At 50.3% G+C, this 13,430-nt stretch carries 1 protein-coding gene; it reads right to left on the bottom strand.

The window, feature by feature from the left end; genetic code table 11:
- Positions 1–2: 2 nt before the first annotated feature.
- The gene (locus AC3WTF_RS00700) at positions 3–13,430 is read right to left on the bottom strand and encodes an SDR family NAD(P)-dependent oxidoreductase (RefSeq protein WP_492314154.1); all 13,428 of its coding nucleotides are present in this window, start codon (positions 13,428–13,430) and stop codon (positions 3–5) included.

A 13,430-nucleotide genomic window follows, 5' to 3' on the forward strand; every position in this document is an offset into this window, starting at 1 on the left:
TCTCATTTAAATGCTTTCCAAAACATTTTTTTCGCAGGAAGCTCTTGTTTCTCCGCCGGTGCGTCAGGCTCTTTTACCAGAGCCTTACGTCTTAATGACGGTACCGGCAGCGGCTTTCTTTTCATTCGGGTGTCTTTTTCTTCCCAAGCTTCCAGAATGACGTGGGCGTTCGTTCCGCCGTCGGCAAAGCAGTTGATGGCTGCTGACGGTCTGGCTGCATCCCATTCGCCGGCTGTTTTATGAAAATGAAAATCTGTCTTTGTTATATCAAAATGCGGCATCGGTTCATCTCCTGAGAGAAACGGAACCGTTTGTTTATGCTTCAGCATTAATACGACTTTAATGAAGCTTGCGATGCCTTCTGCGCAAAGCGGATGCCCGATGTTCGGCTTAATTGACCCGATGCCGAGCGGAACATGCTGGCCAGAGCGGTATACGGATTGAATCGCCTTCAGCTCAAGCAAATCAGTTACAGCGGAACCCGATCCGTTTGCTTCGATATAACTGATGTCTTCCGGCTTTTTGCCGCTTTTGAAAAGCGCGCTTTGCATGACATCTTTTTGCGCCTGCATATTAGGAGCTGACGGGCCTGCCGTTCTGCCGTCATTGTTCATGGCGGCGGCCTTAATGACCGCGTGTATCGTGTCGCCGTCTTTTTGCGCCTGGCTTACTGTTTTTAACAGCACCATGCCGACGCCTTCACCGAGGACAACTCCGCCTGAACGCTTGTCAAATACGTGAAATGCCGGCTTTTCGTTTAACAGCCCGCGCTCTTGGAACATCCGGTGCGCCGCATCCGTGTTCAGCAGGCTGACACCGCCAACTACCGCCGCTTTGATATCGCCGCTCCTCAGTGCCTGAACGGCCATGTTCATTCCTGTCAAAGCCGATGAACAAGCCGTATCAAGCACGATGCTCGGCCCGCGCAGATCAAAAAATTGCGAAACGTTTGCCGCTAAATAATTCTGCCCGCCCGCAACGATCGGGTTGCGGGTATTCGCAAGAATTTCAGGATCAGGCTGATGCTGGCTGCGGCCTCCGATATACACACCGGCCTCTATACCCTTGATTTCTTCACGGGAATAGCCGGCATGGCACCAAAGTTTCAAGCTCTCTTCCAACACCGCCAATGCCTGAGGGTCCATCGCTTTCGCGTCGTTTTCCGGAATGAAAAAGAATTCGGAATCAAAGTGATCCATATTGTCAATCAATCCCGCAACGTATTGATTTGGATATCCGAAACGTTCCGCCGGGACGGAGCCGATTGCGGACCTGCCGCTTCTCAGCAAGTCCCAATATTGTTCTAACGATTCCGCTCCCGGAAAACGGCAGCTCATTCCGACGACGGCAATGTCTTCAGTTACGGTATCAAGCTTTTGGTCAGTGTGAACCGTTTGTACGGCAGCCGGAACCAACAATGCTGTATCAGGTTCCTCCCTTTCTGCAAGCAGCGGCTGCCCATTGGATACAAGCCATTCGGCAAACGCGTCAATCGTCGGATGTTCATATAAAACAGACGGATCTAAGTCCTCTTTGAGCGCTTGATTCATTTGCTGTAAAAGCTGCGCTAAAATGATCGAATCAACCCCGTAATCCTGAAACGGTTCGTCTGTTTCCAGTTCTTCCGGAGCGATTTTCAGCTCATCGGAAAACAGTTTCACAAGCCACGCCTTCGTATCAATAAGCAGTTCTCTGTCTGAATGTTTTTCAGCGGCTTTGCCGTTTATTACGGCTTCAGTCTCTTTTTGTTTTTTCTCTTGACAGAGCAGCCTGTCAGGATGCCATTCGCTCCGATCAATGATAGCCGGCAGAACGGACGGGCGGATGTTTTCAGATAAAATGCGGTCCAGCAAGTCAAGTCCTTCCGCGTTGGACAGTCCCAGCAGCCCGGTCTGCTTCAGGCTTTCTGTGCGGACTTCACCCAATCCGGTTTCCTTCCAGTTCGGCCATTGAATGCTGACTAACGGATATTGATGCTGATGAGCCGCCGCGAAATAATCCATGTACGCATTTGCCATCGCATAATCCGACTGTCCCGCCGCGAGCGCCGGAACGACTGCAGATACTGAAGAAAATAAGACAAAAAATTTCAAAGGATCATTTGTGAAAAGGCTGCTTAATGTTTGAAGCCCGGCGACTTTCGGTTCCAGCACTTCTTGTATATCGTCGGCAGTCTTTCTGATAAACGCCGGATTTACTGAATTAACCGATCCCGCACAGTGAATGACGCCGCCTATCGGTCCCATCGTGCGCCGGATCGTTTCAATTTCCGCTGCCGCCGCATCATGATCAGACAATTTCAGACTGATCACCGCCACCTGCACTCCTTTTGCTTCAAGCTCTTCAATCGCCCGTATCTTCTCTTTCAGCCTCGTATTAACGGCTGACCGTTCATCGCGGGGAGGAATCGGCTCCCTGCCTGTCAGCACTACTTTTTTCACGCCGTGTTTTTCTGTGAAATGGCGGGCGCATAAGAGACCCAGTCCCCTCGTGCCTCCGGTAATGAAAAGCACATGGTCTTCAGGAAACGGTGCGGGCTTATGTTCTGCTCGCTTCCCGCTTGGAATCTCCCTGAATAAAGCACGGTATCTCTGTCCGTTTCGGCGGCAGATTTCCGGTTCTGTGCTGTCCGCCGCAAATTCATCTGCAATCTGTTTGGCAAGCGTCTGCTGATCCGTATCTGTATCGGCATCCATGTGTCTGGACGTCACGTTTTGATACTCATTTTGAAGCATTCTGTACAGGCCGCTTTTTGCCGCTCCTGCAAGATGAATCGTTTTCTGCTGAAATGGCTCCAAGCCTTTTGTTACATATAGCAGCGTCAGCGGCCGCGCCTGCCGGCGGCTTGTATCAATCAGAGTCTGGAGCCGGCTGATCCCTTCCAGTGAAGGGTCTTCGTCTCCGCATCCCGTCAGATCGATTGCGCCATCTATGTGATTCCAATCGCTAGCTGCAGTGTCAGCCGAATCGACCGGGAGAATGAATGAGTCAGCGAAATGCTTTGCAGTCTCTTCGGCTAGCTCCGCTGTTCTTCCATCAGCCAGAATCATGACCGTCCTGCCGCTTTTCTCACCGGCCGAATCGATCTCACACGGAACCCATTGCTTTTCTAAAAGCACAGCCTCGCGCCGGTCTTCTGTTTCCTGCGGTATGACTTTCGGCTCAGGCAGCCAGTACGGCTCCTTCGCAAACGGATAAGCCGGCAGACTGATTCTGCGGGGTTTTTCGCCTTGATAGAGTCTGTCCCAGTCCATCTGGAGCCCTTTGGCCCACAATTCTGCTATTTTGGCGTATTTTTTCTTATCGAACCATGACCTCACAAGCTGCTTCAGGTCATCGTCCGTTTCAAATGCTTTGATTTCTTTTTTAGCCGTTTTGATATGGGCTTGATATATCCCTTCACCCGTATTTCCGTTTACAAAATCGGTTAAACGGCTGACCAGTTCTTCTCTCGAACCGGCTGTAACCGCAAGACGGTAATCCATCGCATCACGCCCGGTTTGAAGCGTGTACGCCATATCTGAAAGATTGATATTCTGATTGGCTTTTGCAAATTCGATCACAGACTCGGCATAGGTTTTTACCTGAGGCGCTTTTTTCGCCGACAGCACAAAAATGTTTGTCTCATCAGGCTTACGGCTTCCCCGGTCTTTCGGCTGATACTCTTCGATAACGAGATGAGCGTTTGTGCCGCTGTAGCCGAATGAGCTGACACAGGCCCGCCGCAGTGCTCCGCCTGTTTCCCAAGGTTTGAGTTCGGTATTGACAAATAAAGGCGAGTCATCGAAATCAAAATGTTCATTCGGCGTGCTGAAATGAAGGGTCGGCACAAGCTGCTGATGCTTCATCGACAGCAGAACCTTCTGGACGCTTGCTACGCCTGCCGCCGCCGACGTATGCCCAATATTCGATTTAACCGAACCGATGGCGCAAAATTGTTTGCGGTCCGTTTTTTCCTTAAATACAGAAGACAGGGCTTCTAATTCAATCGGATCCCCCTGCTTTGTGCCGGTGCCGTGCATTTCCGCATAGGTGATGCTCTCAGGGTGGATGTTGTGCGCTTCATACACTTGGCGCTCTAAATCCATTTGGCTTTTCGCGCTTGGTGCGGTAATGCCGTTGGTTTTTCCGTCCTGGTTAATTCCAGATCCGATAATGACTCCGTAAATATGGTCTTGATCGGCTTCCGCATCTTTCAGCCTCTTCAAAACGAGCGCCCCCGCGCCTTCGCCAGGCACAAATCCGTTCGCACTGTTATCAAATGCTTTACATTGGCCGTCAGGAGACAGCATTCCTGCTTCACACATGCTGATGTATGATTCAGGCGTTAAATACAAGGTCACACCGCCGACAAGCGCCATGTCAATTTCATGATTCAACAGCGCCTGACGCGCCAAATGAGCCCCGACGAGAGATGAAGAGCATGCCGTATCGATCGGAATGGCCGGCCCTTTCAAATTGAGATAATAAGGCAGGCGGGCCGCCGCGATGCTGAAACTGTTGCCCGTCGCGCTTCCTCCTGTCTGATGTTTGTTTAACATCATGCCGTATTCATTGTTCATAATCCCCAAATAAACGCCGCAATTTTTCCCGTTTAATTCTTTTGAGCTGTAACCCGCATCTTCAAAGGCTTTAAAACCTTCCTGTAAAAATATCCGGTGCTGCGGGTCCATAAGTTCCGCTTCAGACGGAGATATATTAAAGAACAGCGGATCAAACTCTTCAATGCCGTCAAGCATACCGATTGATCTGCAGTATACTTTGCCCTTCTTGTTTAAGGCCGGATCATAGTATTTGTTTACATCCCAGCGGGAAAGCGGGATGTCGCGAATGGCGTTTTTCGCACGGGCTAAGTTGTCCCAATACGTCTTTAGGTCCGGCGCATCCGGGTACTTGCCCGACATGCCGACGATGGCTATCGCGTCCGCTATCTCGTCTTTAGGCTCCCGTTTGGCCTGCACCGGTTCAGGTTCCTTTTGAATCGTTAATCTCTCCGGCTCGGCAGGTGTTTTCTCCTGCGGGGCATGTTGCTGCGTAAGCGGCTTTGGACGTACGGGAACCGCCTGTTTTTTTCTTCCGCGGACAGACGGCTGCGTACGCAGAAAATCGGCAAATTGACGGATTGTCGGATAATCATACACTTTCGTTACGTTACAGTCCGTGCCGTACCGTTTATTGACGGCCTTTATCCATTCAAGACCGGTAATCGAATCCATACCCAAGTCAATAAAGGCCTCATCAATATCTACTTCATGCCGCTCCATGTACAATACATCAGCCAGTGCTTTTGATAACTCATCATGCACCGCTTCAATCGGTTCTTCCGGTTCGGCGGAAGCTGCCGTTTCTGACATCGCCTCCAGAATATCCGCTTCTGCTTGTATCACATGCTGCTTATGAGCGTTTAAAGGCTGCAGCATGATGTTTGACGGTTTTTTCACGGCCTCTGTTTTCTGCGGTTCGGTTGCTTCCTCAAGGATCGGTTCTGTCCCGAGCTCTTTTTGCAAGAAAGCCGCAAACTGGCGGATTGTCGGATAATCATATACTTTCGTCACCGTAAGGGACGTGCCGTATGCTTTATTAACAGACTTTATCCATTCAAGACCGGTAATTGAATCCATGCCGATATCAATAAATGTGTCGTCTGCGTCGATATCGTCGGCATCCATATATAAAACGTCTGCCAAACTTTCGGTCAATACGGCACTTACTTTTTCAGCGGAAACCGCCGGACGGGAAGCGGGCTGTACGGTTCTTTTCGGTTTCGCGCCGCTCAAAGACTGCAGTGTAATATTTGACGGTTTTTCTTTGGCAGTCTCGTCGTGAAGAGTTGTTACTTCAATGACCGGTTCCGGGGCGGCCGCCGGTGCGAGCGGCGCAGACTGTGTTTCGGCCGGTCTTTTGACAGCTGCATCTGCTGATATGTCGATCCAATAACTGTCTTTTGCAAACGGGTAGGCCGGAAGACTGATTTTTTGCGGTCTGCCCATTTGATACAGCTTATCCCAATTCAGCGGAAGGCCCTTCACCCAAAGCTCTAATACCTTTGCGGCTTTGCCTTTTTCAAGCCACGTCTCAATGGTTTTTTCCATGTCCTCATCAGCCGCAAACAGCGCCATCGTGTCTTTATTCTGTTTGACTTGTCCGCGGTAGAGCTGGTCAATTGACTCCTTGCCGCCCGTAAATTCGTCAAGCTTCTCTTCAAGCTCGCGCAAATTGCTGACAATCATTCCGAGACGCTCTTCCATCGGTTCACGGCCGATTTGAAGCGTATATGCGATCCGGCTCAGATCTGCTTCCCGGTAACGCCCGCTCCGCAGTGCATCAAGAAGACGTTTCGCCTGTTTTTGAAGCCGTTGCTCATTTTTCGCAGAAAGGACGATCATCGACGGATGAGGCGCAGCATAAGCCGTCTCCTTATCCTCATCAGCGGAATATTCTTCGATGACAATATGAGCGTTGACGCCGCCGGCTCCGAATGAGGAAAGCCCCGCGGTTCTCGGCAATTCTTTATTTACTCCGTTTTCATTTATGACCGGTCTTTTCCACTCTTCAAGCGTCTGCTGCACTTTGAACGGCGTACTCGGAAAATCAATATTCGGGTTAAGCGTCCGGGAATGCAATGACGGTGCGAGCTGCTTATGCTTCATTTGCAGGAGCACCTTCGTCAGCCCGGCGATGCCCGCCGCGCTTTCACAGTGGCCGATATTGGATTTCGCTGAGCCGATGGCACAAAACTGTTTATCTTGTGTTTGTTCTGAAAAGGCTTTTGTCAGACCCGTGATTTCAATCGGATCGCCGAGTGAAGTCCCGGTGCCGTGGGCTTCGATGTAGCTGACCGCCCTCGGATCGGTTCCCGCGTCTTTTAACGCCTGTTTGATCACCGCGGCTTGGGCGTTCGGATTCGGTACGGAATACCCGTTTGTTTTTCCATCATGGTTCACGGCCGTTCCTTTGATCAGGCCGTAAATATGATCACCGTCCGCTTTCGCTTTAGAAAGCGGCTTAAGGAGTACGGCGCCCACTCCTTCACCGGGCACATAACCGTCTCCGCCTTCTCCGAAACTTTCACATCTGCCTTTGCTTGATAAAAATCTGTTCTGGCCGAGCATCAAATATTTATTCGGATGAACGGATACATTGACACCACCGGCAAATGCTGCCTCGCATTCCCCGTTCCGCAAGCTCTGGCATGCCAGATGAATGGCTGTTAAAGAAGAAGAGCACATCGTATCCAGAGCCATGCTCGGGCCGTTAAAACCGAATACATAGGAAGCCCTGTTCGCAATTGATGACGGATTTCCGGTCAGCGCAAGCGATTTTCCGCGCGCCTGTTCTTCGGCTCCGTAAAGCTGATATTCCTCGTACATGACGCCGACGTAAACACCGACATTGGCGCCAAGCAAATCACCCGATTTTTCCGTGAGCTTTTTGCGCGTGTAACCGGCATCTTCCATCGTTTCGTAGACACATTGCAGGAATAACCGCTCCTGTGGGTCCATCAATTTTGCATCCCGGGGCGAAATAGAGAAGAATTGCGGATCAAATTTGTCCACGTCTTTCAAAAATCCTCCCCATTTTCCGTACGTCTTGCCTTCTTTATCTTTATCAGCGTCGTAATAAAGACTGTGATCCCAGCGATCGTTTGGAATTTCGGTTATGCAGTCAGTGCCTTCACTCAAATTCTTCCAAAATTCCTGAAGATTTTCGGCCTGCGGATATCGTCCTGATATACCGATAATTGCGATATCTTCACGCTCCGTCAGCTGCTGATTTTCCAGCGTGTCTGGACGGACTTGCGCAAAGCCTTTTTTGCCTTCATTCCGTTTGAAAACGGGCTTTACTTTCGCTTTCTCAGACAGCGCAGGTTTGGCTGCAGGGGTTTCTTCTATTTTCATCCCGGTCACTTCCAGCAGCGTGTCCCGGTGTGCTTTCATAAGATACTGCGCCAGCGATTCGATATTCTGGTACTCGAAAAACAATGTTTTTGACAATGAGCCGAAGCTCTTTTCCAGCCGGCCCGTCAAATGCATAATCATAATCGAATCAATACCGTAATCTTCCATAGGCGCCTTGGCGTCAATTTTGCCGACAGGAAGTTTGGTCACTTCCGAAAGCACTTGTTTCAAGAAATGCTCCGTTTTTTCTGCAAGCATGTTCTCTCCGCCTGCTGTAAGACCTGCCGTTTCTTCCGTTTCGCTGCCCTTATCCGGCTGATCATCCGCTGATTTTTTCAGAAACGTCCGGATTTTTGCGGCGTAGCCTTCCGTCACCATGACTTGGGATGTGTTTGCCGCCCACCCGCGGTATAAAGCCTGAATGCCGTTTTCTGTTTGCATAGGGACCATGCCGCTTTCTTTTGTCAGCATGGCTTCCGTTTCAGCATCAACCGTCATGCCGCCGTCTTTCCAAAGCGGCCAGCAGATTGAAAGGGTATGTCCATAGCGTTCATTTCGGGCTTTTTTACGGTTTCTTTTTTCACTGAAGGCGTTCATAAACGCATTGGCCATCGCATAATCAGCCTGGCCCGCGCTTCCGGCGCTTCCGGCTCCGGAAGAGAAAAGAATCAGAAAATCAAGCTCAATGTCCTTTGCCGCTTCATCAAGATGAACCAGCCCGGAGACTTTTGGCGCCAGTACATCACGGATTTCATCTTTGTGTTTTTTGAGAATATAGTTGTCTTTTATCGTTCCGGCGCTGTGTATGATACCGTTTAATCCGCCGTACTGCCGACAGATGTCCGCTATGAGCGATTGAACTTCTTGTTTTTCCGTCATGTCCGTTTGTTTGTACACAGCTTGCGCGCCGAGATCGGACAGTTCTTGAAGCTGGGCTTTTTTACGGTTATCCAACAGAGAACGCCCCGTTAAAATAAGAACGGCGTCTTTTGCATGCCGGGCGATTTCTTTGGCGAATAAAAATCCGAGTCCGCCCGCACCGCCTGTGATCAGATAAACACCTTTATCCTTCCACGGCTTTTCGGCGCCGAACTGTTCAAGCCCTGTTTCCTGCCATTGTGCCGTATAGCGCCTGCCGTTTTCATAGCGAATATGCTTGTCATCAGGATGAGCGCTGCATTCTTTTACATATCGGGACAGAATTTCTGCCTTGACGTCCGGCTCCAATTCAATCAGCTGGCCGGTCAGGTTCGGGTTTTCAAGCGCCGCTGTTTTCAAAAGCCCCGTTAAGCCGCAAAGGAGCTGCGTATCCGCTTCTTGAGGCACGACAATCTGTATGAGCTCGCGCCCGCCGGAATTTGAAGAAAGGATTTTCTTCACTTCTTCGAACGCCTGAAGCGCACAAGCTTCAAACCGTTCGTCTTCACTCTTATGCTGATCACGGAGCACATGACAGCTGAAGTCCGTCTGTATGCTGTTCATTTGATCCGTAAACCGGTCAGATATCATCACGTGACGGGCTTTGAAATGGATCGGCGCTTTTTCATGTACAGCGGCCTTCTCTTCCCATACGTGTTCAAAAAATAGTGTATCTGTTTTATCCGTTTCAATTTCCCGTGCGGAATAGCCAGTCATTTTCACACATACATTGCCTTGTTCGTCACATACATCAATATCCAGCTTCTGCACGGCATCTTCAGGCTTGCTTTCGCCGCTGTACGCAATGGAAACCCACATATCGCTTTTACAGCTTTTCAACACATCAATCTGTTCGAGAGCAAACGGCAGCATCGGCCGTATGTCAGTCCCGTCTCTGTCCAGCATTAACCCGATTGTCGCGTGGAAGGCCGCATCCAAAAGGCTCGGATGGAGGACAAACTGATCTTTTGTATGAGAAATAGATGACGGGAGTGAGAGCTTCGCGAGCACTTTGCTGTCTTTTGCATAGATTTCCGTGACCGCTTTGTGAGCATCCCCGTATTCAATCCCCATTTGTTTGTATGCCTGATAGCAAGCGTCAGGTGTGATCAGACGGCGTGACTCTCTCAATTTGTCAATCTCGATTTTGGCCGGTTCGCCCGCTCGGACAAACGCTGCGCTTCCTTGCGCATAGAGAACGGGCTCTTGTTCCGAGGAAGCCGATTCACTGTAAACCGTAAATCCCATCTCCCCATTTTCTTCGTCATAAAGACGGAGATACAGATCTGCGGACTCATCCGCCGCTGTAAACGGACGTATCCATACGACATGTTTCAGACGGACTGTTCCTTCTTCCTTCGTTTCTGCCGCATGTTCAACGGCCGCCCGGACCATTTCCAGATAAGCCGCGCCCGGTAACGTCCGCTCGTTTTTGACGACGTGATCTTTCAGGAAAAACTCTCCGCCGCTAAACGAGGACCGAAAACGGACGCCTGACATGTTTGATACATTTTCATGCAGGAGCGGATGCAGCATGCCTGCATTTTTTTGCGGCAGCGATTCTCTTTTCTCCGCCTTCGGCACCCAATACCGGATTTTTTCAAACGGATATGTCGGCAGGCTGATCCGATTCGGTTTGTTTTCACCGTACAAGAGATTCCAATCCATCGTTCCTCCGCCGGCCCACTTTTCGGCAATCATCTCCAGACTTCCGGAAGAACGCCATTTATGTATCAAGTCCGGAGCAAGCTCTGCCTGTTTGCTTTTATCAGCTCGGTTCCGCCAGCACCCGCTGACCGTTTTACCTGCCAGAAAGCCTTCCAGCCGCTCTTTGAGCTGTGTCATATTCTGAGCGGTGAACGCAACCCGCTCCTCCATCTGTTCACGGCCGATCTGAAGTGTATACGCCGCATCCTCAAGCGGCAGGCCGGGATGAATAAATGCAGACAGCTTCGCAACATACTCTTTTAGCCGTTCTTCATTCCGGGCTGAAACCGGGAAAATGAATGTCTGTTCTTCTGCCGGTTCAGCATTTGTTCCGTGTGATTCTTCAGGGATAAATTCCTCCAGAATGAGATGCACGTTTGAACCTGTCGCCCCGAAAGAGCTGATGCCCGCACGCCGAGGATATACGGTTTCGTTTCCGTTTTCCGTCACTGATGGCTGCTGCCATGCTTCGGTATGATGCTGGACGTAAAACGGTGATTGTTCAAAATCTAAATACGGATTCAGCTCCTCCGAATGAAGAGACGGCACCAAAGTTTTATGGTGAAGCTGCAGGGCAACCTTGCTTAAGCCGCTGATGCCCGCAGCCGATTCCGCATGGCCGATATTGGACTTCACTGATCCGATCGAACAGAACTGTTTGTCCTGTGTGTACTGGCGGAACGCCTTGACAAGGCCTTGAACCTCGATCGGATCGCCGAGAGAAGTTCCCGTCCCGTGCGCCTCAATATAACTGACCGTGCGCGGATCGATGCCCGCTTTGTCCAGGCATTCTTCAATCAAATCAGCCTGCGCGACAGGACTCGGCACGGAAATTCCGCTCACTGTCCCCACGTGATTGACGGCACTGCCCTTTATCACCGCATAAATCCGGTCGCCGTCTTTTACCGCCTCTCGCAGCGGTTTTAATAAAACGGCACCGATTCCTTCAGCCGGTACATAGCCGTCTCCGTCTTTCCCGAATGTATGACAAACCCCGTCTGTTGAAAACATGTCCCATAAACCGTATGTCAGATATTTATTCGGATGCAGCGACAAATTGACCCCTCCGGCAACCGCCGATTCACATTCCCCGCGCCGAATGCTTTCCGCAGCAAGGTGAACCGCAGTCAGCGAAGATGAACAGACCGTATCGACCGCCATGCTCGGCCCGTGAAAATTGCAAAAATATGAAACTCTGTTTGCGATTTGCGCATAATTAAGAGAAAGCGGGAATACATGATCTTCAGAAGAAGCTTCAGCCCCGACCAACGTATAATCCTTATGCATCACCCCTGCGAAGACGCCGACGCGCTGTCTCTTATTCCGTCCGCGCGCCTCTGCGAGCGACTTCGGCGTATATCCGGCATCCTCAATCGTTTCCCAGCATGTTTGTAAAAACAGCCGTTCCTGAGGGTCCATTGTTTCAGCTTCCCGCGGCGTAATCCGGAAAAATTGGGGATCAAAGCAATCCGGATCATCAATAAATCCGCCCCATTTTGAAATGCTCTTTCCGGAAGGCGACTTTACATTTTCAAACCGGCGCCAGTCCCAGCGAGACTCCGGAATTTCGGTGACACAGTTTTTTCCTTCTTTCAGGTTTTCCCAGAATTCATGAATATTTTCGGCCTGCGGGTAGCGGCCGGCCATGCCGATAATCGCGATATCTTCATCTTGCGGAACACTGCTTTTCCGTCTTCTCTCTGTTTGCGGCTCAACCGGCTTCTCCATTTTTGCCGGAGACGCGCTGAAATGGCTCCCGTACTGCTCAGTCAGGAAAGCTGCCAGCTCTGCTGCCGTCGTATATTCAAACAGCAAAGTCGGAGAAAGGGTTTCGCCGATTTTTTCGCTGATCGTTTCGACGACGTCAAGCAGTCCGGACGATGTCAGCCCCATTTCATAGTAGCCGACTTGAGAATCAATCTGTTCAAGCGGCTTGCCGATTTTTTCCGCCATCAGATTCATGACATACCGCTCTGCTTCCTCATGCGGGTGTCCGCCTTCAAGCGATGCCGCAACTTCCGGTAAACCGGCTTTTTCAGGAGACTTCTCAGCTGGCTTTCGTTCTGTATTGATCAGCTCGGCATCCCGCACGAGCTTGCTTGTGAAATCTTTCAGCTCGGCTACTTTTCGGCCGGATGTGTTAAAAAACTCCAGTGTAATGTAAATGAGCTCCTTTTCCTGCCGAAGCGACGAACGTTTGATTCTCGTGATGCAGCCGCTCTGCAAAGGTTCGGAAGCTGTAAAAGATTCGTAGAAAAGAGGCAGAAACAGCCTCTTTTCCCCATTTAACAGCGATGAGATCAATAGGTTTGCGCCGACGCCGCTTCCGTCAAGGAGAGTCGGATGGAACAAAAACCCCCCGGCCTGTCCCATCGCGTCTTTTCCGAGCGATACATCAAAGATGACGCCGTCCCGCTCCTCAAACACTTCTCCTTCTGCTTTCATATATCCGCTGTGAACCAATTCCTGGCTTCTGCATTGTGCATACAGCTCATTTAAATCGATGGTGCGTTCCGCCTCGCGTTTGACAGAGTCAAGATCAAGCGTGTCACTGAAAATTGCGGGTGCCGTCTCGTGCATTTCCGCTTTGACGTAAATACGTTCTTCCGGCTGTACTCGTCCGCCGCTGACCTCAGCCCCTTTTGCGGTAAGTTTCCAGCGCCCTTCTTTTACCTTTGTACATTCAACCGTAAGCTTGACGGCGCTGTCTTCTTTCGCAATAAGCGGCTGATATATGGATAAATGGCGCAGCTGAAGCCCGTCGTATGAATAGCCGCGCTCTTTGAAAATCTGATAAAACATATCAATATAAGCCAATCCCGGAAGGACTTTTTGTCCGTAAACGTCATGATGTAAAATAAACGGATTTTTCAGCGATAAAGTGATTTGCTTATTGAAGTTCTTCAC

It is taken from the genome of Bacillus sp. EB106-06-01-XG163, from assembly GCF_058791615.1.